At 42.2% G+C, this 25,805-nt stretch carries 24 protein-coding genes and 1 tRNA gene; 8 read left to right on the top strand and 17 right to left on the bottom strand.

The annotated features are described in order from the left end of the window. Positions 1–57: 57 nt before the first annotated feature. The 12 genes from rpoB to deoC form a co-directional block, all read right to left on the bottom strand. Entirely contained in the window at positions 58–4,083 is a 4,026-nt protein-coding gene (gene rpoB, locus B5G52_RS09935) for a DNA-directed RNA polymerase subunit beta (protein WP_087532499.1), read from the bottom strand. A 269-nt stretch (positions 4,084–4,352) separates the two neighbouring features. Further along, on the bottom strand, positions 4,353–4,715 hold the full coding sequence (gene rplL / locus B5G52_RS09940; RefSeq protein ID WP_087532500.1) for a 50S ribosomal protein L7/L12: 363 nt from the start codon (positions 4,713–4,715) through the stop codon (positions 4,353–4,355). Between the two features lie 77 nt (positions 4,716–4,792). Beyond that, positions 4,793–5,287: a 50S ribosomal protein L10 gene (gene rplJ, locus B5G52_RS09945; RefSeq protein ID WP_087532501.1), complete on the bottom strand. Its 495-nt coding sequence runs from the start codon at positions 5,285–5,287 to the stop codon at positions 4,793–4,795. A gap of 321 nt (positions 5,288–5,608) precedes the next feature. Continuing rightward, entirely contained in the window at positions 5,609–6,313 is a 705-nt protein-coding gene (gene rplA / locus B5G52_RS09950; RefSeq protein ID WP_087532502.1) for a 50S ribosomal protein L1, read from the bottom strand. Between the two features lie 4 nt (positions 6,314–6,317). After that, complete coding sequence (rplK, locus tag B5G52_RS09955; protein ID WP_087532503.1) at positions 6,318–6,746, bottom strand: 50S ribosomal protein L11; 429 nt, start codon at positions 6,744–6,746, stop codon at positions 6,318–6,320. A gap of 215 nt (positions 6,747–6,961) precedes the next feature. Continuing rightward, entirely contained in the window at positions 6,962–7,519 is a 558-nt protein-coding gene (gene nusG, locus B5G52_RS09960) for a transcription termination/antitermination protein NusG (RefSeq protein ID WP_087532504.1), read from the bottom strand. Between the two features lie 4 nt (positions 7,520–7,523). Continuing rightward, positions 7,524–7,901 carry a preprotein translocase subunit SecE gene (secE, locus tag B5G52_RS09965; RefSeq protein WP_087532505.1) on the bottom strand — a complete coding sequence of 126 codons (378 nt, stop codon included), beginning with the start codon at positions 7,899–7,901 and terminating at the stop codon, positions 7,524–7,526. Positions 7,902–8,032: 131 nt separating this feature from the next. Further along, positions 8,033–8,109 (bottom strand) — tRNA-Trp (locus B5G52_RS09970). 140 nt (positions 8,110–8,249) lie between these two features. After that, positions 8,250–8,825, bottom strand: coding sequence for an SPFH domain-containing protein (locus B5G52_RS09975; protein WP_369679924.1), 576 nt, complete (start codon positions 8,823–8,825; stop codon positions 8,250–8,252). 168 nt (positions 8,826–8,993) lie between these two features. Continuing rightward, positions 8,994–9,359 (bottom strand): hypothetical protein, encoded by a 366-nt coding sequence (locus B5G52_RS09980; RefSeq protein WP_254911187.1) that lies wholly within the window; start codon positions 9,357–9,359, stop codon positions 8,994–8,996. 21 nt (positions 9,360–9,380) lie between these two features. Next, positions 9,381–9,881 (bottom strand): hypothetical protein, encoded by a 501-nt coding sequence (locus B5G52_RS09985; RefSeq protein WP_087532506.1) that lies wholly within the window; start codon positions 9,879–9,881, stop codon positions 9,381–9,383. Continuing rightward, positions 9,871–10,602, bottom strand: a complete 732-nt coding sequence (gene deoC / locus B5G52_RS09990) for a deoxyribose-phosphate aldolase (protein WP_087532507.1) — start codon at positions 10,600–10,602, stop codon at positions 9,871–9,873. The genes B5G52_RS09985 and deoC overlap by 11 nt, the downstream gene beginning before the upstream one ends. A 269-nt stretch (positions 10,603–10,871) precedes the next feature. Here deoC and cysG point away from each other — a divergent pair, with 269 nt between their 5' ends. The 7 genes from cysG to B5G52_RS10025 all read left to right on the top strand — a co-directional run bounded on the left by cysG (position 10,872) and on the right by B5G52_RS10025 (position 18,427). Then, entirely contained in the window at positions 10,872–12,293 is a 1,422-nt protein-coding gene (cysG, locus tag B5G52_RS09995; RefSeq protein ID WP_087532508.1) for a siroheme synthase CysG, read from the top strand. A 53-nt stretch (positions 12,294–12,346) separates the two neighbouring features. Beyond that, positions 12,347–13,246 carry a sulfate adenylyltransferase subunit CysD gene (cysD, locus tag B5G52_RS10000; RefSeq protein WP_087532509.1) on the top strand — a complete coding sequence of 300 codons (900 nt, stop codon included), beginning with the start codon at positions 12,347–12,349 and terminating at the stop codon, positions 13,244–13,246. Continuing rightward, on the top strand, positions 13,246–14,673 hold the full coding sequence (gene cysN / locus B5G52_RS10005; protein WP_087532510.1) for a sulfate adenylyltransferase subunit CysN: 1,428 nt from the start codon (positions 13,246–13,248) through the stop codon (positions 14,671–14,673). The genes cysD and cysN overlap by 1 nt, the downstream gene beginning before the upstream one ends. Positions 14,674–14,703: 30 nt before the next feature. Next, positions 14,704–16,428, top strand: coding sequence for an SLC13 family permease (locus B5G52_RS10010; RefSeq protein WP_087532511.1), 1,725 nt, complete (start codon positions 14,704–14,706; stop codon positions 16,426–16,428). Positions 16,429–16,467: 39 nt separating this feature from the next. Continuing rightward, the gene (cysC, locus tag B5G52_RS10015; RefSeq protein WP_087532512.1) at positions 16,468–17,067 is read left to right on the top strand and encodes an adenylyl-sulfate kinase; all 600 of its coding nucleotides are present in this window, start codon (positions 16,468–16,470) and stop codon (positions 17,065–17,067) included. A gap of 3 nt (positions 17,068–17,070) precedes the next feature. Beyond that, positions 17,071–17,841, top strand: coding sequence for a 3'(2'),5'-bisphosphate nucleotidase CysQ (gene cysQ / locus B5G52_RS10020; protein ID WP_087532513.1), 771 nt, complete (start codon positions 17,071–17,073; stop codon positions 17,839–17,841). A 394-nt stretch (positions 17,842–18,235) separates the two neighbouring features. Further along, positions 18,236–18,427: a hypothetical protein gene (locus B5G52_RS10025; RefSeq protein ID WP_087532514.1), complete on the top strand. Its 192-nt coding sequence runs from the start codon at positions 18,236–18,238 to the stop codon at positions 18,425–18,427. Between the two features lie 46 nt (positions 18,428–18,473). Here the strand turns inward: B5G52_RS10025 and B5G52_RS10030 are convergent, their stop codons facing one another. The 3 genes from B5G52_RS10030 to B5G52_RS10040 form a co-directional block, all read right to left on the bottom strand. Then, on the bottom strand, positions 18,474–19,367 hold the full coding sequence (locus B5G52_RS10030) for an aldo/keto reductase family oxidoreductase (protein WP_087532515.1): 894 nt from the start codon (positions 19,365–19,367) through the stop codon (positions 18,474–18,476). 201 nt (positions 19,368–19,568) lie between these two features. Continuing rightward, positions 19,569–19,898, bottom strand: a complete 330-nt coding sequence (locus B5G52_RS10035; RefSeq protein WP_087532516.1) for a hypothetical protein — start codon at positions 19,896–19,898, stop codon at positions 19,569–19,571. Next, positions 19,895–20,209 carry a Bor family protein gene (locus B5G52_RS10040; RefSeq protein WP_087532517.1) on the bottom strand — a complete coding sequence of 105 codons (315 nt, stop codon included), beginning with the start codon at positions 20,207–20,209 and terminating at the stop codon, positions 19,895–19,897. Before B5G52_RS10040 ends, B5G52_RS10035 begins: the two co-directional genes overlap by 4 nt. A 576-nt stretch (positions 20,210–20,785) precedes the next feature. Between B5G52_RS10040 and B5G52_RS10045 the strand changes: the two genes are divergently transcribed. Continuing rightward, complete coding sequence (locus B5G52_RS10045; RefSeq protein WP_087532518.1) at positions 20,786–21,463, top strand: nitroreductase family protein; 678 nt, start codon at positions 20,786–20,788, stop codon at positions 21,461–21,463. Here the strand turns inward: B5G52_RS10045 and B5G52_RS10050 are convergent. Further along, positions 21,456–22,526 carry an efflux RND transporter periplasmic adaptor subunit gene (locus B5G52_RS10050; protein ID WP_087532519.1) on the bottom strand — a complete coding sequence of 357 codons (1,071 nt, stop codon included), beginning with the start codon at positions 22,524–22,526 and terminating at the stop codon, positions 21,456–21,458. The two genes, B5G52_RS10045 and B5G52_RS10050, sit on opposite strands and share 8 nt — an antisense overlap. Then, positions 22,516–25,803: an efflux RND transporter permease subunit gene (locus tag B5G52_RS10055; protein WP_087532520.1), complete on the bottom strand. Its 3,288-nt coding sequence runs from the start codon at positions 25,801–25,803 to the stop codon at positions 22,516–22,518. Before B5G52_RS10055 ends, B5G52_RS10050 begins: the two co-directional genes overlap by 11 nt. Between the last annotated feature and the right edge of the window lie 2 nt (positions 25,804–25,805).

Raw genomic sequence — 25,805 nt, forward strand, 5'->3', positions numbered from 1 at the left:
CCCTACATTCTATTCGGCCGTAACAGGTGCTGTAGCTAGCTACAGCACCTAATTGGCTTAATTTTCTTCCAACTCGATGTTGATACCCAGTGAGCGGATTTCTTTCAACAATACGTTGAACGATTCTGGCATACCTGGTTCCATTTTATGGTTACCATCAACGATGTTTTTATACATCTTAGTACGACCGTTCACGTCATCCGATTTCACTGTTAGCATTTCTTGTAGAGTGTAAGCAGCACCGTATGCTTCAAGTGCCCATACTTCCATCTCACCAAAACGCTGGCCACCGAACTGTGCTTTACCACCCAGCGGCTGCTGAGTAACAAGGCTATAAGAGCCAGTTGAACGCGCATGCATCTTGTCATCAACTAAGTGATTTAGTTTCAGCATGTACATGTAACCTACAGTTACTTGACGTTCAAACTGATCGCCAGTACGGCCATCATAAAGTGTAACCTGACCACTTCTTGGGTAGCCACCTAACTCAAGCATGTCTTTGATTTCGTCTTCTTTCGCGCCATCAAATGCAGGAGTAGCGATTGGTAAACCACCTTTTAAGTTTACAGCTAAGCGACGAACTTCATCATCAGAGAAGCTAGCAATGTCTACTTTTTGACGGCAATCACCGATCTCGTAGGCTTGCTTGATGAATTCACGTAGCTCATGAAGCTCACGTTGTTCTTTCATCATTTCTTCTAGACGTTCACCGATACCACGTGCAGCTAGACCCATATGTGTTTCAAGGATCTGACCGATGTTCATACGTGATGGTACACCTAGTGGATTCAATACGATATCTACCGTACGACCTTTGTCATCGTATGGCATATCTTCTACTGGTACGATAGTCGAGATAACACCTTTGTTACCGTGACGACCCGCCATCTTATCACCCGGTTGGATACGACGTTTAACAGCTAGGTATACTTTAACAATCTTAAGTACGCCCGGTGCTAAGTCATCACCTTGAGTGATTTTACGACGTTTGTTTTCAAACTTCTTATCGTATTCAGCTTTAAGCTCATCGTACTGTGCAGCTAGTTGCTCAAGTTCAGCTTGCTTGTCTTCTTCAGCAAGGCTCTGAGTTAGTAGCTTCTCAGCATTAAGTGTCGCTAATTGTTCTTCGTTTTGACCAGCAGCTACAAGTAACTTGCGAGCACGGTCTAAAACGCCTGCTTCAAGAATACGGAATTCTTCATTAAAGTCTTTTTTCGCATCACGAAGTTGCATTTCTTCAACTTCTAGCGCGCGCTTGTCTTTTTCAACACCATCACGGGTGAAAACTTGCACGTCGATTACAGTACCAGTTACAGAGTTTGGTACACGTAATGAGCTGTCTTTAACGTCAGACGCTTTTTCACCGAAGATAGCACGTAGTAGCTTCTCTTCTGGTGTTAATTGCGTTTCGCCTTTAGGAGTCACTTTACCTACTAGGATATCGCCGCCTTTAACTTCAGCACCGATATAAACAACACCTGATTCATCAAGTTTGCCTAGTGCAGATTCACCCACGTTCGGGATATCTGCTGTGATCTCTTCAGGACCTAACTTAGTATCACGGGCGATACACTGTAGTTCTTGAATATGGATAGTCGTTAGGCGGTCTTCTTCAACTACGCGCTCTGATAGTAGGATTGAATCCTCGAAGTTATAACCGTTCCATGGCATGAATGCCACGCGAAGGTTTTGACCAAGGGCTAAGTCACCTAAGTCAGTCGAAGGACCATCTGCTAACACATCGCCACGAGTAACCGGTTCACCAACCATACAAGTTGGTTTTTGGTTAATACATGTGTTTTGGTTAGAACGGGTGTATTTAGTTAAGTTGTAGATGTCGATACCCGCTTCACCAGGAATGCGTTCTTCTTCATGTACATTAACAACGATGCGACTTGCGTCAGCATACATTACTTCACCACCACGTTTTGCAACAATCGTTACACCAGAATCTTTCGCTAGTGTTAACTCAATACCTGTACCTACTAACGGCTTATCCGCTTTCAATGTTGGTACTGCTTGACGTTGCATGTTTGAACCCATCAATGCACGGTTAGCATCATCGTGTTCTAGGAACGGGATAAGTGCTGCCGCTACAGAGATCACCTGTTGTGGTGATACATCCATATATTGTTGGTCCATTTTGCCCATAAAGGTTGATTCACCTTTGTGACGACATGGAATTAGTTCATCAACAAACTCATTGGTTTCGGTTAAGTTTGAGTTCGCCTGAGCGATAACAAACTGACCTTCTTCAATGGCTGATAAATAATCAACTTCATCAGTTACAACACCATCTACCACTTTGCGGTAAGGTGTTTCTAAGAAACCATAATCATTAGTACGTGCGTACGTAGATAATGAGTTAATTAGACCGATGTTTGGACCCTCAGGAGTCTCGATTGGACATACGCGACCATAGTGAGTTACGTGAACGTCACGTACTTCAAAGCCAGCGCGTTCACGTGTTAGACCACCCGGACCTAATGCAGAAATACGACGTTTGTGCGTTACTTCTGATAGCGGGTTATTTTGGTCCATGAACTGTGATAACTGAGATGAACCAAAGAACTCTTTAACTGCTGCCGAAATAGGCTTAGCGTTAATTAGATCTTGTGGCATTACCGCATCAAGGTCACCTAAGCTTAAACGCTCACGTACAGCACGTTCAACACGTACTAAACCTACACGGAATTGGTTCTCAGCCATTTCGCCAACACTACGGATACGACGGTTACCTAAGTGGTCAATATCATCAACATCGCCTTGACCGTTACGAATAGCAATTAATACTTTCATAACAGACACGATGTCTTCTTTGCTTAATGTGCCAGGGCCTGTGTCAGTGTCATAACCAACACGACTATTGAACTTCATACGACCTACAGTTGATAAGTCATAGCGTTCTTCTGAGAAGAATAAGTTCTCAAATAAGGCTTCAGCCGCGTCTTTCGTCGGTGGCTCGCCAGGGCGCATCATGCGATAAATTTCTACAAGTGCTTCTAAACGGTTAGTGCTTGAATCGATACGTAAGGTATCTGAAATGTATGCACCGCTGTCAACTTCGTTGATATATAAAGTATCAATCTTAGTGTGACCCGCTTTAACAAGCTCAGCCATTACTTCGAGTGTTAGTTCGTCATTAGCAGTTGCGATGATTTCACCCGTTGACTCGTCAACGTAGTTCTTCGCAATAACACGGCCAATGATGTACTCATGTGGTACTTCTAACTGAGTAATGCCTTTTTTCTCAATGCTCTTGATATGACGCGCAGTAATACGACGGCCACTTTCAACCAGCACATCACCGTCTTCACCTTTAATATCAAAGGCAGCGGTTTCACCACGTAAACGTGAAGGCACAAGTTCCATAAGAACTTTACCGTCAGTTACTTCAAACGCAGTGGTGTCGAAGAACATCTCAAGGATTTCTTCAGTCGTGTACTCAAGTGCACGCAACATGATAGACGCCGGTAATTTACGACGACGGTCAATACGTACATATAAGTTATCTTTTGCATCAAACTCAAAGTCTAACCACGAACCACGGTAAGGAATTACACGTGCGTTATATAGTACTTTACCCGATGAGTGAGTTTTACCGCGGTCGTTATCAAAGAATACACCAGGGCTACGGTGTAGCTGAGAAACGATAACACGCTCTGTACCATTGATTACAAAGGTACCGGTATCGGTCATGAGCGGAATTTCGCCCATGTAAACTTCTTGCTCTTTAATGTCTTTAACTGTGCCTGGAGCTTCTTTGTCCATTACTACAAGACGCAGTTTCACGCGAAGTGGAGCAGAATAAGTCACACCGCGAATTTGACATTCTTTTACATCGAAAACTGGCTCACCAATACGATAACTTACGTATTGAAGCTCAGAATTTCCCGAGTAGCTTTTGATTGGAAACACAGATTGGAAGGCTGCTTCCAAACCATGATCGCCATCAGCGTCCGGGACTAAGAATTTTTTAAACGATTCTAACTGCGTCGACAGTAAGAAAGGTATATCCAATACTTGTGGACGTTTACCAAAATCCTTACGGATACGTTTCTTTTCAGAATAAGAGTAAGCCATGGGGTTCCTCAGCTTGCTGATCTTTGACCCGACCTGTTCTTGTAAGAACAGACTTAACTGGCATCTATGCCAAGATGTACAACATTTAATTGTTGTTCCGATAAACTCCCACTTCAACACTAGCAAACTATAAAGCGTTGAAAGTAAAGAGAAAATCAGATTTTATTTGCGCTATAAGAATAGTCGCTATATAGCGCAAAAAGGCCGGTGATTAAATAATCACCAGCCCTTGCCTGATTTCTCAGACAGCGAACCTAGCAAAAGCTAGATTACTTAACCTCAACTTCAGCACCAGCTTCAGAAAGATCTTTAGCAAGAGCTTCAGCTTCTTCTTTAGAGATACCTTCTTTAACTGGAGTTGGAGCAGCTTCAACAAGAGCTTTCGCTTCTTTAAGGCCTAGGCCAGTTGCGCCACGTACAGCTTTGATTGCCGCAACCTTGTTAGCGCCAGCGCCAGTAAGGATTACGTCAAATTCAGTTTTCTCTTCAGCAGCTTCAGCAGCAGGACCTGCTACCATAGCAGCTGCAGCAGTTACGCCGAATTTTTCTTCCATTGCTTCAACAAGAGCAACAACGTCCATTACTGACATTTCAGCAATTGCGTCAAGGATTTGGTCTTTAGTTACAGACATTACAAATTTCCTAATAATTAACGGACTCAAAGGTCCAAAAAAATTTTACACCGAAAGAGAGTTTAAACAGCTTAAAATTAAGCAGCTTGCTCTTCTTTCTGTACGCGTACTGCTTCAATTGTTTTACACAATTTGCCGGCAGACGCTTCTTTCATAGCGCTCATTAAGCGTGCAACAGCTTCGTCGTATGTAGGTAGAGTTGCAAGCATAGCTGCGTCTACTACATTACCTTCAAAAGCGGCCGTTTTAATTTCGAATTTCTCATTCTTTTTCGCGAAATCTGAGAAGATACGCGCAGCAGCACCTGGGTGCTCTGATGAGAAAGCGATTAAGCTTGGACCAACTAATGAATCGTTAAGGCACTCAAAATCTGTTCCTTCGATAGCACGTTTTGCTAGAGTGTTACGGACAACTTTCATCCAAACACCGTTCTCACGAGCTTCTTTACGAAGGGCAGTAATTGCACCAACTGTTACACCACGAGAATCTGCGATTACTGCAGATAGAGCACCAGTGGCTGCTTCGTTGACTTCAGCAACAATTGCTTTTTTGCCTTGAAGATTTAAAGCCATGGGTGTTACTCCTGGTTTAATGGGTTACCGTTATCGGTTTCCCTGTTTTACTCTTCCCCACCACACGTGATGGAGATGCTTTTTACGGCGAGAGCCAGAAGAGATTAGGAAAAATCTATCTGGGGATTCACACCGTCTACGTAGGTAAAATTAAGGCCTAAACCACCTACGGTCTTGGACGGAAGCCCAATTTATCGCTTTACCCGAAGGCGCACCGAAATTATGGACTTCAACCCGAATTCTTTACTTTGCTGAGTAATCAAATTATTCAACAAAATGGCGCAAAATTATAGTACAAATTTCACGCCATGTAAACACCTATTAAGCTACAGTTGTGCTTAAAGTGCCTTGGTCTACAGAAACACCTGCGCCCATTGTTGTAGAGATAGTTACTTTCTTCACGTAAGTACCTTTAGCTTGAGAAGGTTTAGCCTTCTTAAGCGCAACAATAAGAGATTCAAGGTTTTCTTGAAGTTGCTCAGCTGTGAAATCAACCTTACCAATAGTAGTGTGGATGATACCATTTTTGTCATTGCGGTAACGCACTTGACCAGCTTTAGCATTTTTAACTGCTTCTGCAACGTTAGGTGTTACAGTACCAGTTTTAGGGTTTGGCATTAGACCACGTGGGCCTAAGATTTGACCTAGTTGACCAACAACACGCATAGCGTCTGGTGATGCAACAACAACGTCAAAGTTCATCTCGCCTTTCTTAACTAGATCAGCAAGATCTTCCATACCTACAAGCTCAGCACCGGCTTCTTTCGCAGCTTCTGCGTTAGCGCCTTGTGTGAATACTGCAACGCGAACGTCACGACCAGTACCGTTAGGTAGTACAGTTGCACCACGAACGTTTTGATCAGATTTACGAGCATCGATACCAAGGTTAACGGCAACGTCAACACTTTCTACGAATTTAGCTGTCGCTAACTCTTTTAAAAGAGCAACTGCTTCGTTGATTTCGTAATCTTTAGTTACTTCCACTTTCTCGCGGATAGTACGCATACGTTTAGTTAATTTAGCCATTATCTTAGTCCTCTACGTTCAAGCCCATCGCACGCGCAGAACCTGCGATAGTGCGAACCGCAGCGTCTAAATCAGCCGCTGTAAGATCAGGTCGTTTAGTCTCAACGATTTCTTCAAGTTGAGCACGAGTAACCGAGCCTACTTTTTCAGTGTTAGGACGGCCTGAGCCTGATTTGATGCCTGCAGCTTTCTTCAGTAAGTAAGCAGCCGGTGGCGTTTTCATGTCGAACGTAAATGAACGGTCGCCGTAAACAGAGATCACTACAGGAACTGGAGCGCCTTTTTCGATAGATTCTGTACGTGCGTTGAACGCTTTACAGAATTCCATGATGTTTACACCGTGTTGACCTAGTGCTGGACCTACTGGAGGACTAGGGTTAGCCATACCAGCAGCAACTTGTAGCTTGATTAGAGCTTCAACTTTCTTAGCCATTATAAATACCTCATTAGGTGGGTCTTAGCCTTGTGCGCGCGAGGACGCGTACTCTAGCGGCTTCCCAGTTTAAAAATTGGTTTCGTACTTTTTGTAATCAATTCAAGAAACTCTATCCCTGAATACAAAAAGGCCGCTGATTATAAGTTAATCAGCGGCCTTTTTCAAGTCCTATGCAAAGTAATAAATCACTTCACATAAACTATCTAATTTTATTACTTATCTTGCTCAACTTGACCAAATTCAAGGTCAACTGGCGTAGAACGCCCAAAGATAAGTACAGATACTTTTACGCGACTCTTTTCGTAGTCAACGGCTTCAACCACACCACTAAAGTCAGCGAATGGGCCATCAACAACACGAACAACTTCACCTGGTTCAAATAATGTAGCAGGTTTAGGTGCTTCAGCGTTTTCTTGTAAGCGGTTAAGAATACGGTCAGCTTCTTTCGAGCTGATTGGCGCTGGACGGTCAGATGTACCACCGATAAAGCCCATTACACGTGCAGTGCTATTCACTAAGTGCCAGCTTGCATCGTTCATATCCATTTGTACTAGTACATAACCTGGGAAGAATTTACGCTCAGATTTACGCTTTTGACCAGCGCGCATCTCAACGACTTCCTCTGTTGGTACTAATATTTCACCAAAACTGTCTTCTAAACCTTCAATCTTGATATGCTCAAGAAGGGTTTGTGCAACACGCTTCTCATAACCTGAGAAAGCCTGTACTACGTACCAACGTAGTTTCTTTTCGTTGTTCTCATCCGACATGGGATCAGATCTCCAATCCAGTTAAAAAGCCTACTGCGCGGAATAAAATGCCATCTAATCCCCAAAGGATAAGTGCCATAATCACAGTTGCTACCATTACAATAAATGTCGTATGGGTAGTTTCTTGGCGCGTTGGCCACACTACTTTACGTACTTCAATACGCGCTTCTTTTGCAAAAGCAAGGAAGGTACGTCCTTTTTCTGTTACTGCAGCAATACCTAAACCGGCTGCAACCGCAATAACAACACCAATAGCACGTAATAACACAGACTGGTCTGCGTACATATAATTACCAACTACTGCGCCTGCAAGTAGCGCAATTGCCACAAGCCACTTTACTGCATCCATCCCACTTGATGGCGTTTCCACATTCGTGCTCATAATATTATTACCTTAACTACAGACACAACAACCCTACACTACGGCAGGGTTAATCCATTAAAATCTAAACTTAAAAACAGACTTATTTAAACCGATTTTTAACCTAAGACTTTACCCACTCACAAGAAAATTGGCAGGGGCGGAGAGATTCGAACTCCCAACCGTCGGTTTTGGAGACCGCTGTTCTACCAATTGGAACTACGCCCCTGCAAAGTGGATGCCTATTATACTTACGCAATTCATTAACACAAGAGTAAAAGATACCCATATTATAAAATCTTAGCGGTTAATTTACCGCTAAGTTAATAAATATACCCAAACTACCTCTTAAGGTGGTTTGGGCATAACTTACTTAGTCCCTTTCACTAGCGGTACACCGTTATTACCTACAGGAATATATACAGTGGTGTGATTTGGTGATTCAGCCATTTTCATTTGTGCATTGATAGCTTCATGCTGTAAATAATTGGGTGTGAGTGTCGCATTAATTATCTTTTGTGCCTGGGCGATACCTTTGGCTTCTTCGACTCTGATCTCTGCATCTTTACGAGCAATTTCTTTTTGCGTTTCTTTTTCTGATAACAACTGCTGTGCGGCGAGCTTTTTCTCTACTGCATTGGCAACTATCGCTGGGTAATTTATATTACCTACAACGACGTTTGCTAAATTAAATGGCGTCGCAGATAGATATTTTTGTAACCTGACAGTCACTTCCAACGCTATTTTTTCACGATTAGTTTTAAGTTCACCGCTATCGTATTTTTGTACGATATCACGAACATAGGTTCTAAAGGTTTCTCTTACAAACCGTTGATACCAATTTTCACCACCGAACTGCTCAATTACGGTTTTAACCGAACCCGTTTCAATCGAAATCACAGCATGAAAATCAAACCGAATATTTAAATCATCGTTAGCCAGTATTTGAAATGCTTCGGTCTATACCCAAACCACCTCAAGATGCAGAATTCAGCGTTTCACAGGGGCTTAATATCAAGGCGTTACTTTGCAAGAATGGCACTCCCTTTTAAGAAGGAACAACGATGAGAGTAAGTTCCTGTGAAGCGCCCAAAGGGCTGGTTTAAAAGCGATTTATACTGCGTTATTGATTTTAACAATAGAACCACTATTATTTGCAATCAATGCCTTGCCTAAATCGCTTTTAATTCCAACTGAAACTCGTATCTTGAGGTGGTTTGGGTATAAATTTGGCCGCATATCTATGTTAATTACTTCATTACGTAACAATGACATACCAAAATTAGCAGGGCCAACCATAGAACCTTGATAACCTCCTTCTCCGAATACTCTTGGTTTTTCGTAAACATAACCTTCTTGACCTGCGGGCGTGCTTGGGTTGGTGCACGCTGTTAAGCTACCTAAAACTGCGCCGGCAAGTATTGCGCCTTTGGTTAAGTTTTTTACGACAACTTGCTTCCCTGACTTTCTCATTTTCATTTTTCTCTTATTGTTTAATTATTATGCCAAACGTAATAATTCACCTTTATAAAAATCACATAAGAGCCAAATTTGCTCAAACGGATGATTAGTAGGTATTATGATATTATCAAGCTGAGCTTCAAAATCAGCTTTAGCCCATAATGGGCTGGCATTTCGAATCAATAACCAAGCCCGTTTTGAGTTGTAATTTTTAGTCGCTTTTTGTTTTAGCAAACGTTGTAAGGCGGTACATAATTTAGAGTCGTTTGGGTCTTGAGCCAGCTGTGCGATTGCACGCTGCATAGAAATCGATAGTGGCCGCCCAAGTATAGCCATCGCCTCAATTTCACTGGCATACAAGTGCGCAATTTCAATATCTAATTTAGCCTCACCTTGATAACAACTAATATCAGGCTTGCTTGGTGAGTTATGCCAAATATTTCGCATTTTAGTGCCGTATTTTTTTTCGTAGCACTGCAAAAACAATTTAGCTGCACCATGTTCAAGTGCTATTTTTTCACGCTCACTATCACGCTTCATTTAATATCGCATAAACGTTACTTAACAAACTAGAAGCACCAAACCTAAATGTCAGTGGGCTTAAGTACGCTTGCCCCATAATGTCGGTAGCGAGTGCCAAGTATTCATCAGCCTGAGCGACTGTTTTAACACCGCCAGCAGCTTTAAACCCAACTAGCTTTTTTGACTCTTTAATAGCATTCAGCATTATCTTGGTCGCTTGCAAAGTCGCATTTACCGGAACTTTACCTGTGCTTGTTTTTACAAAATCAGCGCCGCCAGCAATTGCTATTTGGGTCGCTTGGGTGATCATTTCTGGTGTTTTTAGTTCTCCGGATTCAATAATTACTTTTAATTGCACATGCTCTGGGCAACACTCTTTGCTGGCTTTAACATATTTTAAAGCTAACTCATGCTCGCCAGCCATTAATGCTTGATAAGGTAAAACCAAATCAATTTCATCAGCTCCACGCTCAATCGCAATAAGTGTTTCATTAATTACATCGCTAAGTGGGTTATTCCCAGTTGGAAAATTAGTCACCGTTGCCACTTTAACGTGATTTAACTCTCTTTCGCCGAGAAAAACTTTAGCGTCATCGACAAATTCACTAAACACACAAATAGCAGCTGGCGTGCCCAACTTGGGCTCAATACTGTCAACCAGCTTTTTTATACTCGCAGTGGTATCGTCGTCATTTAAACTCGTTAAATCCATTAATTGCACAGCTAATTGCGTTGTCATAAATTTATCCTGTTAGCGGTTGTGCTGACTATAGTAACAAATTTTCATAATCTCGCTATATCTCATAACTAATCACCATAAGCAACGTAATCTCCTTGTAACTGCTCGCAATCCCCTGTTAACTAAGCCTTAGGCCAAATTAACACACCACATATAACTTTTGGTTATATAAACTGGGTTTTAATTATTTTTTACTTACCTTTGAGCGCTATATTCTGGCTCTCTGAAAAGCATTTATGCTACGACTGTTGTTAAGGGGTGTTACTACAATGCAATATTTACCTATCTTTACCAAGTTAGACAATAAACCAGTATTGGTTGTCGGCGGTGGAGATGTGGCACTAAGAAAGTGCCGTGCATTTTTAAAAGCCCGCGCAGCGGTTACTCTAGTTGCACCTGAGTTTTGTGATGAGCTCATTGAGCTTGCAAACAATAATGAAGTAACACTGGTTGAAGCCTATTTTAACGAGCAACATCTTGACGGCATGATGCTGGTTATTGCAGCAACAGATCTTGAAGAGGTCAACGCCCAAGTATTTGAACTTGCCAACGCCCGCAATATATTCGTTAATGTGGTTGATGACCAGCCTAAATGCAGCTTTATCTTTCCATCTATTGTTGACCGCGACCCAATCACTATTGCGATTTCAAGTGCCGGAACAGCCCCAGTACTTGCTCGTCGTTTACGTGAAAAGCTTGAAACGCTGATCCCACAACATATTGGCCCGCTTGCGACTCTAGTAGGTAGCTTTCGTGATAAAGTAAAACAACGCTTTAAACACTTTGCCGATCGCCGTCAGTTTTGGGAAATGGTATTTGATTCATCAGTGGTGAGCAAAGTACAAAGTGGCGATACGCAGTCAGCGAGCGAGCAACTTGAACAGCTACTCGATGCTAAACCTGAGCCTGAAGGTGAAGTATATGTCATTGGTGCAGGCCCTGGTGATCCTGAGTTATTAACCTTAAAAGCACTGCAATTAATGCAACAAGCCGATGTAGTAGTTTATGACTACTTAGTATCTGACGAGATTATGGACCTAGTGCGTCGTGATGCTGATTTAGTGTGCGTTGGTAAGCGTTTAGGCGATCACAGTGTGGCGCAAGAAGATACCAATCAAATGCTAGTCGACTTTGCCAAACAAGGTAAAAAAGTATGCCGTATTAAAGGTGGCGACCCATTTATTTATGGCCGCGGTGGCGAAGAAGTACAAGTACTAGCAGCGAATAACGTAAGTTACCAGATAGTTCCCGGCATTACCGCTGCCGCAGGGTGTAGTGCCTATGCGGGTATTCCGCTGACTCACCGTGACCACGCCCAAGCAATTCAGTTTGTTACCGGCCACTGTAAAAAAGACGGCCAAGAATTAGATTGGCAATCACTGGCTAAACCAAATCAAACCTTGGCTATTTATATGGGCGTGATTAAGTCGCCACATATACAGGCACAACTACTTAAGCATGGCCGTGGCGCAGATACACCTGTGGGCATTATCGAAAATGGCACGCGTAAAAATCAACGTGTTGTCACTGGCACACTCGGTGAGCTGGCTGATTTAATTGAACGCCACAGTATTATTTCACCGGCATTATTAATTATTGGTGAAGTTGCCTCTTTACACGAGCAACTTCATTGGTTTGGCGAAAAAGCACAAACCAGCAGCTTTGCCCAGCCACTTACTGGCGTAGCATAAGCTTTAACTTATTTAGATTTTAACTTTTAATCATTTTAGTAGGACGACTAACAATGGCTTTAACTCACCTTCAGCAATTAGAAGCTGAAAGTATCAAAATCATGCGCGAAGTCGCCGCTGAGTTTGAGAACCCAGTTATGCTTTACTCTATCGGTAAAGACTCATCGGTGCTTTTACACTTAGCGCGTAAAGCATTTTATCCAGGTAAAATTCCATTTCCGTTGCTTCACGTTGATACCAACTGGAAGTTTAAAGAAATGATTGAATTTCGTGACCGTTTAGCCAAAGAATACGGCTTTGATTTAATCGTCCATAAAAACCCTGAGGGTTTGGCTATTGATATCAGCCCATTCACCCATGGCTCTGGTAAACATACCGATATAATGAAAACTCAAGGCTTAAAACAAGCACTTGATAAGTATGGCTTTGATGCAGCCTTTGGTGGCGCGCGTCGTGACGAAGAAAAATCACGTGCAAAAGAGCGTGTTTACTCGTTCCGTGATAAACATCACCGCTGGGATCCAAAAAATCAGCGTCCTGAACTTTGGAATACTTACAACAGCCAAGTTAACCCTGGTGAGAGCATTCGTGTATTCCCACTGTCTAACTGGACTGAGTTAGATATTTGGCAATACATTTACCAAGAAAACATCGATATGGTTCCGCTTTACCTAGCGAAAGAACGCCCAGTTGTAGAGCGTGATGGCACCTTGATCATGGTTGACGATGAGCGTATGCCGCTTGCTGATGGCGAAGTACCACAAATGAAATCAGTGCGTTTTCGCACCCTTGGTTGCTACCCACTTACCGGTGCAGTGGAATCAACGGCAAGCACATTAACTGAAATTATCGAAGAAATGCTGTTATCGACTTCATCAGAGCGTGAAGGACGAGTCATTGACCATGATTCAGCAGGTTCAATGGAGAAGAAAAAACGTGAGGGCTATTTCTAATGTCTACTAATACTAACGACACAATTAACGAAGTAAGAGAAATAGGCATCGACGCCTACCTTGCTCGCCAACAAGATAAAAGCCTATTACGTATGTTGACCTGTGGCAGCGTGGATGATGGTAAATCAACCCTGATTGGCCGCCTATTACATGACAGTCACCAAATTTATGAAGATCAGCTTGCTGCACTGCATAAAGATAACGAAAAAGTCGGTAACGCCGGCGAAGAGCTTGATTTAGCCCTACTGGTTGATGGCCTACAAGCCGAGCGTGAGCAAGGCATAACCATTGACGTAGCGTATCGTTACTTCTCAACCGCTAAACGTAAGTTTATTATTGCTGACACCCCAGGGCACGAGCAGTACACCCGCAACATGGTAACCGGTGCATCAACCAGTGATGTCGCGATTATTCTTGTCGATGCGCGTTATGGTGTGCAAGTTCAAACGAAGCGTCATAGCTTTATTTGTGATTCACTGGGCATTAAACAGTTTGTGGTAGCGATTAACAAAATGGACATCGTTGATTTTGACGAAATCGTTTATGAGCGCATCAAAGCTGATTACCTAAAGTTTGCTGAGCAACTTAATGTATCTAACATCAAGTTTGTGCCTATGTCAGCGCTTAAAGGCGATAACGTGGTTACTCGCTCTGAGCACACACCGTATTACACAGACAAGCCGCTACTTGAGCTATTAGAAGACTCACCAGCAGCTGAAACCGACACCGGCTTTGAAGCGCGTTTCCCGGTGCAATATGTAGTGCGCCCTAACTTAAACTTCCGTGGCTTCCAAGGTACATTAACCTCGGGCAAGTTAAGCGTTGGCGATGCAGTAAAAGTATTACCGTCGGGTAAAACATCAAGCATTAAAGAGCTTGTCACGTTTGACGGTAACTTAGATACCGCACAAGCGGGTCAAGCTATTACCATCACGCTAAATACTGAAATTGATATTAGCCGTGGCGATGTGATTGTTCCTGCTGATTCTACTGTTGCTGTGACGAACCAAGTACAAGCAAAGCTAGTATGGATGCACGAAGCGCCATTGGTATTAGGTAAAAGCTATAACTTTAAGTTAGGCAGTAAGAATACCTCAGCCATTGTTAAAAAGATTGATCACACTATTGATGTGAACACCCTTGAGCATGGTAGCGCAGACAGCCTACAGCTTAATGAAATCGCTATTGTGACACTTGAACTGACAGAAACGATTCTAGCTGATGAGTATCACAACAATCACGAAACGGGCTCGTTTATTTTAATCGACCGTTTATCTAATTTAACCGTTGCAGCAGGCATGGTAGAACAAGCACTAGCCAGCCAAGAACAAAGCGGTGACTTTAGTGATTTTGAAGTTGAATTTAACGCTTTAGTACGCAAGCACTTCCCGCATTGGCAAGCGCTTGATATCTCAAAGCTTAAATAATCAGCACTGCCTGTTAAGGACGCATAGAGCATGTATCAACAGCTAGTATTAACAGGCATTATGCTAACTTTAGTCGGTTGCCTTTTTGGCACCCGACTAAAGCCGGCATGGCTTTTTGTCGGTGCGATTGGCACCGCCTATTTAGCGGGCCTGATTGAGCTTGAAGACATGTTGGTAAACTACGCCAACCCTTCTCTCATTACACTGGTTTTATTAGTTTTAGTTTCTATCGCGGTTGAAAAAACCACACTTGTTCAAAAGTTGGCTCAATCACTATCTAAAGGTAGTTTAACTAGCTCAGTAACAAAGCTTGGCCTATCGACAGCCTTTTTATCATCATTTACTAATAATACAGCGGTGGTTGCATCATTAATTACTTCAATTAAAGATAACCCAACCCATTCACCATCAAAGCTGTTATTACCTTTATCGTACACTGCTATTTTAGGTGGCACGATTACCTTAATTGGTACTTCAACAAATTTAATCGTCAATGGTTTTGCCGTTGATGCTGGTATGGCACCACTGGGCTTTTTCGACTTTACCTTAGTCGGCTTGGGCGCATTAAGCGTGGGCCTTATTACTATTTTAGTCATGCTTAAATACTTACCCGACAATGGTAAAAACGATCAAGAAGTTGTGCCCTTTTATCTCGAAGGTAAAGTAGAGACAGGCTCAAAACTGATTGGTAAAAGCGTAGAAGAAAATGGCCTGCGCGACCTTAAAGACTTATTCCTCGCCGAAATTTTACGTGGCGACAGACGCATATGCGCGGTAACCCCACAGCAAGTAATTAAATCTGGCGATGTATTGCTATTTGTTGGCGATATTAAATCAGTACCACTACTCACACGTTTTGATGGCTTAAAAGTGGTGCATGACAAACACGAAAAAGACGTAGAACACTTGGTTGAAGTGGTGGTGAGTCAGTCATCTAAATTTATTGGTAAAACGGTTAAAGAGATTCGTTTTCGTGAGCAGTTTCATGCCGCGGTTATCGCGATTCGACGTGGTCATGACCGCCTGCAAGGTGGCCTTGGAAAAGTGCAGTTACAAGCTGGCGATTCACTTATTCTTGCTCCCGGTAAAGACTTTTATACCCTACCTAATTTAAAGCGCGAGTTTGTTTATATTTCAGGGCTTGATTTACAAACCCATTTAGCGCCAAAGCAATCTAATTTAGTGCTTGCGAGCTTTGCAGCCGTGTTAGGCTTAAGCATTTTTGGTATCGTGCCACTTGTTAAAGGCTTACTGGTATTGCTCATCGGTTTAATGCTTAGCGGTACAATTAAATTAAACGAAGTGAAACGCCGATTCCCGATTGAACTACTCGCAGTAGTTGGCAGTGCCATTGGCCTTGCTAAACTCATGATAGGCACAGGCCTAGCTGGGCAGATATCTGATGCAATGTTTTATGTACTCGGTGACTTTGGCCCCTACGGTGCCTTTATCGCCATATTTATTATGACAGTGCTATTCACTGAGCTTATTACTAACAATGCAGCAGCGGCATTATCGTTTCCTGTTGCTTATGCACTGGCGGTTGGCTTTAATGTTGACCCGTTGCCATTTATTATGGCGGTGGCATTTGGTGCCTCGGCCAGTTTTATATCGCCGTTTGGTTATCAAACTAACTTAATGGTTTACAGCGCGGGCAACTACCGGCTCAAAGATTACGTATTAATGGGTTTACCGCTTTCTATTATTTACTCAATAACGGTATTAACCCTTATTCCGCTGGTATTTCCTTTTTAAGCCAGAGCATTAGCCAATAAAAAGTAAGAGACTATTACAATGGATGAGAACATTGTTTGGCATAACTATGCCATTACTAAAACACAGCGTAGTGAGCATAAAAGCCATAAACCCGCTATTTTATGGTTTACTGGTTTTTCTGGCTCAGGTAAAAGCACCGTAGCAAATGCTCTTGAAAGCGCACTTAATCAGCAAGGTATTCATACCTACCTGCTTGATGGTGACAACGTTCGCCATGGCTTATGTAAAGACTTAGGCTTTAGTGACGAAGACCGCATTGAGAATATCCGCCGTGTTGGCGAAACCGCAAAACTCATGGTTGATGCCGGGCTTTTGGTACTCACCGCATTTATTTCACCATTTCGCAGTGAGCGCGATATGGTTAGAGACTTAGTCGATGACGGTGAATTTATTGAAGTGTTTATAGATACACCGCTGGATGTGTGCGAAAGTCGCGATCCTAAAGGCCTTTATAAAAAAGCCCGCGCGGGTGAAATTAAACACTTCACAGGGATAGATTCTGATTATCAAATTCCCAATTCACCAGAAATAATTTTAGATACCAGCAAAAATAGCCTAGACCAATCGGTGCAAGAGCTGATAGCGTATCTAAAACAACAGCAAATTATTAAAGGTTAAGTCATGAACCAAACGGAACTGCTAGAAGAAGTATTAATCCTCGCTCGCCAAGCTGGCAGCGCTATTATGGGGATTTACGAAAAAGATTTTAACGTTGAATACAAAGCCGATGAAAGCCCAGTAACCGACGCCGATCTAGCAGCTCACCAAGTCATCGCTAATGGTTTAAAGCACTTAACCCCTGACATTCCTATTCTTAGTGAAGAAAGCGCCGATATCAGCTGGGGTGTTCGTCAAACATGGGACCGTTATTGGCTGGTTGACCCAATTGATGGCACCAAAGAATTTATTAAAAAGAACGGTGAGTTCACGGTAAACATCGCACTAATCGAAAACGGTAAACCTACGTTAGCCGTGGTAGATGCTCCTGCACTTGGAGTTTCGTATTTAGCTGCGGAAGCCATCGGTGCATTTAAAGATAAAGGCGATGAACGCATAGAGCTTAAAGTAACGACTAAACCTAACAAAGGCTTAATTCGTGTAGTTGGCAGCCGTTCACACCCTTCTCCTGATTTAGCCGAGTTTGTAAAACGCTTTGATGAGGTGGAAATGGTGTCAAAAGGCAGTTCATTAAAGCTGTGCTTAGTCGCCGAAGGCAGCGCTGATATTTACCCACGCCTCGGCCCAACCTGCGAATGGGACACAGGTGCCGGCCACGCTATCGCTGAAATAGCCGGGGCAAAAGTCACCAAACTCGACGGCAGCCCGCTTTTGTATAACAGCAAAGATGAATATTTGAATCCGTATTTCATTGTGAGTGCGGTAGAAGAATAAGCTAGCAAGAGTAAAGCTAGCGAGTTAGCTAGCTGAAGTAGCTCAGCGTTAAATTTATCACCGTAGGCTGGGTAGAGCGAAGCGAAACCCTGCCTGATAATAGCTTAGTAATGTGATTTAGCCGCAATAAATCAGTCAAAGACAATTTCACCACAACGCCACCGAGGCGCTTCGCGGTACATTGAAGTGTGGTATTCGTATTCTTTTGTAGGTCGGGATTTATCTCGTCACATTTTTCAGGCTAAAGCCAGACCTACAAGATAAAAACCGCAAGCCCCAATCCACCGTAGGAAAGGGTTACAGCCACGAAAAGCTTTCTGCGTTAAAATTTTTTCGTGCATGATTTATTGCTGTACCTTAAAATGAAATCACAAATTAATAATAAGGAACAATAATGACGACTGTTGAAAAAGCGATTGAATCGGCATACCAAACACAAATTACTAATTTATATAACGCCCTGAGTCAGGCAATTTTAGGGGCCAATGGTGATGTTGAGGATATTGCTGTTGCTGAGGCTAGCTTTAAGAAAGGCTTAACTTTTGCCGCTGATATTAGAGCCCGAGCACTCGCTGCGGCGCAGTAACTATTTATTCTAGTGAGCACAATGCAGTGCTCACTCAACTACATTTTTACGGCACACTGTGCCCTGTAGAACCCTGCCAAATACGATACCACTGTTCGCGGTTTAGTTTTAATTGCTGGGCAGCAACGGCTGATTCAATACGTTGGATATTGCCTGTACCCAGCACTACCGATGGTGCGCTTGGGTGCATTAATAACCATGCGTATACCACTTGGTCAATTGAGCTTGCGCCAATTTCACTCGCAACTTGTTCAAGCACATGGCGTAAACGTATCGCTTTTTCATCGCTGTCTGAAAATAAACGCCCGCCAGCAAGCGGTGACCAGAGCATTGGTTTAATATCTAATAACTGGCATTGATCCAACGTGCCATCATCAAGGGCTTTCATTTCATAAGGTGAAAACTCAACTTGGTTTGTCACTAATTCAAAATCCAGACGTGACTGCAATAAACTTAACTGTGACGGTGTAAAGTTCGAGACCCCAAACTCCAACACATCACCATTTTGCTTTAAGATGTTAAAGGCGTGTGCCATTTCATCTGCATGCATTAAATAATCAGGGCGATGGATTAGCAATACATCTAACCGGTCAGTATTAAAATGCTTAAGCGATTGCTGCGCTGAGGCAATAATATGCTGCGCACTTGAATCATAATGGTTAGCTTGCCCAGCCAACCCTAAACTTGGAAATGCAGGTTTAATACCGCATTTAGTGATTATTTTAATTTCATCACGAATACTTGGTTTAAGCGCCAAAGCTTTGCCAAATTCAGCTTCACAACCATATTCACCGTAAATATCGGCGTGATCAGTATCTGTTGCGCCTGCTTCAATAGCTTGCTCAAGAAAAGTTAAACATTGCTGCGGCGTGATTTGCCAATCTAATAAGCGCCAAAATCCAAGGACTAGCTCATTTATTTTTCGTTTTGTATTATTCATTATTATCTCTCAACTATTTAAGCCACTAAACGAGTAGAGTACATTTTACTAACTTAATACATTTTTAATAGAAAAAAGAAAATAATATACCTAACATAGAAAGGCACTCTAGATCATGAGTGCCGACGCTAAAATTATATAATTATTACAAATTTTAAAAGTTTAATTCAAATAACCGTAAATTAACTCTGCAATAAAAAATTATTGCACTTTATAAGGCACCTTAGCACAGCTTACTTCCACAGTTTTAGGGTACCAGATAGGGCCAACATCATTGACAACCAGCTCGGCCAAGCCATTAGTAAATGATTTATAAGTGTGCACACTTTGCCATTGCGAGTCAGGACAGATGTCAGATAAATCTACCGCGTTAGAACCTTCATATAATGCTGCTGCAAAATTGTGATGCCATTGTTCGCTTTTATGGTTATTAGCTAAATCATCATACTCACCATTATCAAAGTGAATATTTGTACAACCAGTTAAAACCAATATAAATAGGCACACTGTAAACAAGCTTAGATTTTTCATGCTTCTTCTCCTGTGGCTTGTTGTTCATTACACCAAACTTTAACTGTATGCGGTGCATATATTCCTAGGGTTACCAAACCTAACGCGCCATCGATAAATGTTTGTTGTGACTGCATTTGCACTACGTCTTGCTCGCCACACACTTGTTTTACATCAACACGCTGTTCGCCAACTAACCCCCACATAAAAAATGGTCGGCTATCTTGATAACTAGGTTTAGAACTAAGCTTAGCAACTTGCTGCGGTTGAATAGTCACCGAAGAGCACGCACTGAGCATGAGTAACGCTGAGCAAGTAATTAACGCTCTCATTGTTATATCCTTTTTATGTATTTAGTTAAGAGCTGTAATTGTACATATAACAAATACAATAAAAGGTAAGAAACTGTAGTGAATATGTTGCCAAAACCAATAACCAGATAGACACTTTTTTACAATGTAAACTTTAATCTGATGAAAACAGAAAAGCCGCATAAATGCGGCTTGGTTTCACTCTTTAGGAGAGGTGACTTAAATTCTGAATACTAATATTGCAATAAATTACCTTGCTCATCATTTTGATTAATTGAATCGAGCATAATGTCGGCAATCTCATTAGTCTGTTCTATCTTATCTTTTTCTAAATAGGCGTAAGTAACTTACTGCTAGCATTTAGAGTAGTGCTTAACTGGTACTGAGTAACCTGATTAGTTGCTTGAATGTTCATGCTCTCTCTATCTATCTAGAGCGTTACTATAAGCAAATATAGCTGAACATTTTGTGAACGCAACGTTCAATAAACAAGCAAATGAACGTAAAAAAGAAAAGCAGTGAAGTAGATATTACTTGCACCTAATCTTGCGACTAGGTATAAAAATAATCACTCACTCTAATTAGAAGCGAAAAGCCATGCAACAACATGATAATCAACCACTCACCGACTTTACCGAATACCCTCATGATCAAATGCTAGAGCGTGCCCAAGAGTTTTTAACTACATGCCAACGTCGCCATAGTATTCGTAGTTTTAGTGACCGCCCTGTGCCAAAAGAGATCATTGAAACTTGCATTAAAGCTGCGGGTACTGCACCAAGTGGTGCAAATCACCAACCTTGGCATTTTGTAGCGATTCATTCTCATGACGTGAAAAAGCAAATTCGTGAGGCAGCTGAAAAGCTAGAACGCTCTTTTTATGAAGGCCGTGCAGGCGAAGAATGGCTTGATGCATTAAAGCCGCTAGGTACTGATGCCAGCAAACCTTATTTAGAGCATGCACCTTGGTTAATTGCGGTATTTAGCCAAAAGAAAGGTGGGTTAAGTACTGATGATAAAAATACTAACTATTACGTGCATGAGTCAGTAGGACTGGCAACAGGTTTTTTAATTCAAGCACTGCACAGAGCTGGCCTTGCAACACTTACCCATACACCAAAGCCTATGAGCTTTTTAACTGATATCTGCGGCCGAGATAAAGACAACGAACGCCCTTATATGCTGTTAATTGCCGGTTACCCTAGTGATGAGGCAACCGTACCTGAGCATGCCCTTGTGAAAAAGTCACTGGATGAAATAGCGACCTTTATTTAATGTTTTCAGGTTTATAATCAACAGCGAGCTTGTCGCCAGGGTTAAGCCCTGCGACAACATGTTGCTTAGTATTAAGTACTTCCCCTAAACGAATAAAGCGCCGTTCAATCAAGTCATTATTAATAACATACACCATGTTTAACTGACCAAATTGATACACCCAATCTGGTGAAATTAAAACTCCAGCTTCTGCTTTTAATGGTAACTGTAGTTGTGCATACAACCCTGGCGTTAAACCTGTTTGAGACGACAGTTCTAAACGAATAAGCATACTACGGGCTGCACTGTCAGCAACAGGTACAATCTCTGTAACAGTCGCATTTGCTGTTAGGTTTAACGAGGGCAATTTAACTTCGAGTGCATCCCCCAACTTTAATTTTATCGCTTGGCGCTCTCGCACGTTAAACTCAAGTTGTAGTTGCTGAGGATTATATAAAGCAAGTAAAGGAGCGCCCGGTGAAGCTATATCGCCCGGTTCAACCAGCCTTTCAACCACAACACCTGAGATTGGCGCTTTGATCTGGGTATAATTCAATGCAACTTGTGCTTGAGTTTGCTGCTGCTGGGCTACGGCTAAATTGGCGGTTGAGTTATCAAACTTAGCTTTAGCATCATCATAGTCACTAACTGATACCAAGCCTTGTAAATATAGATCCTTTACTCGTTTAAGTTGTTTTTCAGCTTGAGTTAGAGAGGCTTGTATTGCTTTAATTTGTGCATCACTTTGTGCCAATTGCGCTTTAAAATCATCTTGTTGAAGCGTGATAAGTACATCATCTTTTGCCACCTTATCGCCTGCGCGTACGTTAAAGCGTTCAACTTGCGCCATAACCCGAGATGATATTTGTGTATTTTGCTTTGCAATCACAGTGCCCGGCACTAACTCATTGCGCTTTATAGTCGTTAATTCAACTGCGACGATCTTACCCTTGTATGTAGAAATTGACACCGGCTTATTACCCGGCGCTTGCTTATCGGAAAAGCTACCTGCCATAAACAGCACTGCTAAAATAATCACTAACAACGCAATGATTGAACCAAATAGTTTTGATTTACCTTGCATGAACTTCGTCCTCGGTTGTTTGAGTGTTTGCAAACACTAAATAATAAACTAACGGAACCACAAATAATGAAAACAATGTGGAGGCAACAATACCAAAAATGATGGCAATAGCGAGACCGCTAAATACAGGATCTAAAGTAATCACCAAATTACCTAATAGAGTAGTCCCAGCGGTTAATAATACAGGGCGCATACGGGTGGTTCCTGCGGCAATTAACGCATCTTTAATTACCATACCTTGTCCACGCGCTTGATTTATAAACTCAACTAAAATTAACGAGTTGCGCACCACAATTCCCGCTAATGCAATCATGCCGATCATCGCTGTAGCTGTGAATAATACAGGTTCTGGCGCGCCTGCAATGGTACGCTCACCAAACTGATTCAGCAGCCAAAAGCCAGGCATAATACCAATAACTGTAAGTGGGATGGCTGACATAATAATCAGTGATAAACTAGCCGATTGAGTCTGAATACGTAAAATAATAAAAATAGCACTGAGCGCAAACGCAAATGCAATGCCCATATCTCTAAACACATCGATGGTAATGCGCCATTCCCCCTCACCGCTAAAGGTCACGTGAGTGCCTTGTGGTAGATGCCACGCAGCCGTGCCACCATTATTGAAGAAGTGTCGATTAAGCCAATTGGTTTGCGTAAACTCATCACTTTTGACATTTAAATCAGCATTCACGTCAGCAATAATTTCGGCAGGTGTACGACCATTTAATTCAGCCATAACGTAAACCACATCGCGCTGATCTTTACGCATAATCGGTTTGGCTACTTCTAAGTATTTAAATTCACCTAATTCAGACAAAGCGACAAGCGGCCTTGGAGCACTGGATAAGCCAAAGTCATCTGTCGTTTTTGTGAGTTCTCGATCGCCGCGCACTTGAATTGCCAGTAATTGGGCAAGCTGGTTACGTTGCTGATATGGTAGCTGCAGCTTGATATCAACGGGCTTAGTTTCACCGCTTACATACATCACCCCCACATTTTTGCCTGCTGAAGCAATAGCTAATGAGCTTGCAATATCCTCAGTTGAAACCGCCGACAGTGCCGCTTTATCTTTGTCTGCAATAAAACGCTGTAATGGTGCTGCTACCGCGATACTGGTATCAACTTCGACGACATAAGGTTCTTGCTTTAATCGTTTGGCAACATTGTATGCCGCTTGATGAAAAGTCTCGGTATCAACAAATGCATCACGATAAACTTCTGCAACGAGTGTGCTAAACACTGGCGGCCCAGGGGGAACTTCAACCACCTTTATGATAATGCCGTTATCTGCTATCGACTCTAGCTTTTTACGCAATCGCATAACCACTGCGTGTGATTGATGATCTCGCTCGGTTTTATCTAATAAAAGCACTCTGAGCTCGGCTAAATTCGGCGCTTCGCGGCGATAATACCCGCGCACCATGCCATTAAAGTCCATGCTAGAGGGTTGACCTATATAAGCAGCAATTTCACTGACTTCGCTAAGCTGCCATGTAATTGTTTGCACTTTACGAGCAATGAGTGCTGTTTGCTCTAAGTTAGTGCCTTCTGGCATATCTATTAATATTTGTAGCTCATTTTTATTATCAAAAGGTAATAACTTCAAAGGTACAAGGCGCATAACAGGTAGCATTGCGCTAATAATAAATAGGCCAAGTGTTATCCATAAAATTAATTTAGCTCTGCCTTTAGAGGCCAAAAGTGGAGTAAGTAATCGCGCATAAATACCAGCTTTGTCATCCGCTAAAGTTGCATGCTCAGCCACAGGCTCTTTTAATAATTTCATAGCAAGCCAAGGAGTAACAAAAAACGCGACTATAGTTGAAACCATAACACTAACTGGCACATTAAACGCCATTGGTGCCATATAGGGGCCCATCATGCCGGTTATATAAGCCAAAGGAATAAAAGCCACCATAATGGTTAATGTAGACATTAAAAGTGCGCCACGTATTTCACTCATTGCGGCGACTATCTGTTGCTTTTTATTGCCTTTTTTCTGTAAGAAGCGACTAATGTTATCAATGCCCGTAATAGGGTCATCCACCAGCAAACCTAATGATAAAATAAGCGCAAAAAGCGTGACGCGATTAATCGTATAACCAAAGGCAAAATCAAGACTTAAAGTAATACCATAACAAATAGGCACAGCAAGGCCGACAACGATGGCTGGTCGCCAACCTAAAAACACCCCGACAAATATAACCACAGTAAACACCGCAAATACGAGGCTGGATGTTAAGTTATTTACTTTTTCGTTAGCGGTTTGGCCGTAATCTCTCAGTATGGTGTAGTCTATTTGCGAGGGTAAAAAGCTTTCTTTTAATTCAGCCATCATGGCGTGGACATCATTAGCAACCGCAACAGCGTTGGTGCCCGCTTGCTTAGCTACGCTCAATGTCACGAGTGGCAGCTCTTGTGCTATATTACTCTGCGCTAGCCATTGGTAATTTTGCGGTTCACCCGGGCCATCAAGTACGTTAGCAACATCTTTTAAATAGATGTTTTTGCCATTAATTACATTAACAACAAGCTGCTCTATATCAGTTTTTGCGCGTAATAGATCACCGGCTTGCAGTGTTATTTGCTGCTTCGCGTTGACGACACTACCTACTTGCGATAATTGATTGGATACACTTAACGCGTAATATACATCACTTAGTGTTGTTTGATGGGCTGCTAATGCAGTGGCATCTAAATTAACTGTTAGCGTTCTCTCACGCCCTGCAATTACTTTCACTTCACTAGTATTTTCTATGCGCTGTAAGCTATTGGCAATTTCATTAGCAAATCGTGTTAGTTCAAAATCGCTATATAACTTAGGATCTTTACTGAATAAACCTAACATCACTATGGGTACATCATTAACTTCGACAGGACGAACTTGCCACGAGCTAATAACCGATGCCATGGTATGTTGATAACTATAAAGCTTAGCGTATGTATCGAGTATGGCTTGCTCTCGGTCGTGACCAACCTCAAACCGTAATGTAACCACAGAGCCATTAGATTGGGTCGTCGAATAAATATGCTCAACACCGCGCAATTGCGCTAACAGCTTCTCTAAAGGTTGAGTAACTAGCCTTGCAACTTCCGGCGCTTCAACATTAGGGGCTGAGACATAAATATCAAGCATGGGAACGACAATTTGAGGTTCTTCTTCTCGAGGAGTTTGCTTTAAAGCCATCATGCCTAGCAAAACAGCCATTACAAAAATAATGATCGGAATACGACCATTTAGGCTATTTTTTACTGCACTATCAAGTCCACTCATTA

The organism is Pseudoalteromonas sp. A601 (genome assembly GCF_002165575.1).
In the GTDB taxonomy this organism is placed as follows: Bacteria; Pseudomonadota; Gammaproteobacteria; order Enterobacterales; family Alteromonadaceae; genus Pseudoalteromonas.

Bases quoted from the DNA above. Each gene is read 5' to 3' on its own strand.
- cysC (WP_087532512.1), top strand. From the start codon at position 16,468: ATGGATGAGAACATTGTTTGGCATAACTATGCCATTACTAAAACACAG.
- B5G52_RS10030 (WP_087532515.1), bottom strand. From the start codon at position 19,367: ATGAATAATACAAAACGAAAAATAAATGAGCTAGTCCTTGGATTTTGG.
- rplK (WP_087532503.1), bottom strand. From the start codon at position 6,746: ATGGCTAAGAAAGTTGAAGCTCTAATCAAGCTACAAGTTGCTGCTGGT.
- cysQ (WP_087532513.1), top strand. From the start codon at position 17,071: ATGAACCAAACGGAACTGCTAGAAGAAGTATTAATCCTCGCTCGCCAA.
- B5G52_RS10035 (WP_087532516.1), bottom strand. From the start codon at position 19,898: ATGAAAAATCTAAGCTTGTTTACAGTGTGCCTATTTATATTGGTTTTA.
- deoC (WP_087532507.1), bottom strand. From the start codon at position 10,602: ATGACAACGCAATTAGCTGTGCAATTAATGGATTTAACGAGTTTAAAT.
- rplL (WP_087532500.1), bottom strand. From the start codon at position 4,715: ATGTCTGTAACTAAAGACCAAATCCTTGACGCAATTGCTGAAATGTCA.
- B5G52_RS09985 (WP_087532506.1), bottom strand. From the start codon at position 9,881: ATGAAGCGTGATAGTGAGCGTGAAAAAATAGCACTTGAACATGGTGCA.
- B5G52_RS10045 (WP_087532518.1), top strand. From the start codon at position 20,786: ATGCAACAACATGATAATCAACCACTCACCGACTTTACCGAATACCCT.
- B5G52_RS10050 (WP_087532519.1), bottom strand. From the start codon at position 22,526: ATGCAAGGTAAATCAAAACTATTTGGTTCAATCATTGCGTTGTTAGTG.
- secE (WP_087532505.1), bottom strand. From the start codon at position 7,901: ATGAGCACGAATGTGGAAACGCCATCAAGTGGGATGGATGCAGTAAAG.
- rplJ (WP_087532501.1), bottom strand. From the start codon at position 5,287: ATGGCTTTAAATCTTCAAGGCAAAAAAGCAATTGTTGCTGAAGTCAAC.
- B5G52_RS10010 (WP_087532511.1), top strand. From the start codon at position 14,704: ATGTATCAACAGCTAGTATTAACAGGCATTATGCTAACTTTAGTCGGT.
- cysG (WP_087532508.1), top strand. From the start codon at position 10,872: ATGCAATATTTACCTATCTTTACCAAGTTAGACAATAAACCAGTATTG.
- rplA (WP_087532502.1), bottom strand. From the start codon at position 6,313: ATGGCTAAATTAACTAAACGTATGCGTACTATCCGCGAGAAAGTGGAA.
- B5G52_RS10025 (WP_087532514.1), top strand. From the start codon at position 18,236: ATGACGACTGTTGAAAAAGCGATTGAATCGGCATACCAAACACAAATT.
- B5G52_RS09980 (WP_254911187.1), bottom strand. From the start codon at position 9,359: ATGAAAATGAGAAAGTCAGGGAAGCAAGTTGTCGTAAAAAACTTAACC.
- B5G52_RS10055 (WP_087532520.1), bottom strand. From the start codon at position 25,803: ATGAGTGGACTTGATAGTGCAGTAAAAAATAGCCTAAATGGTCGTATT.
- rpoB (WP_087532499.1), bottom strand. From the start codon at position 4,083: ATGGCTTACTCTTATTCTGAAAAGAAACGTATCCGTAAGGATTTTGGT.
- cysN (WP_087532510.1), top strand. From the start codon at position 13,246: ATGTCTACTAATACTAACGACACAATTAACGAAGTAAGAGAAATAGGC.
- B5G52_RS10040 (WP_087532517.1), bottom strand. From the start codon at position 20,209: ATGAGAGCGTTAATTACTTGCTCAGCGTTACTCATGCTCAGTGCGTGC.
- nusG (WP_087532504.1), bottom strand. From the start codon at position 7,519: ATGTCGGATGAGAACAACGAAAAGAAACTACGTTGGTACGTAGTACAG.
- cysD (WP_087532509.1), top strand. From the start codon at position 12,347: ATGGCTTTAACTCACCTTCAGCAATTAGAAGCTGAAAGTATCAAAATC.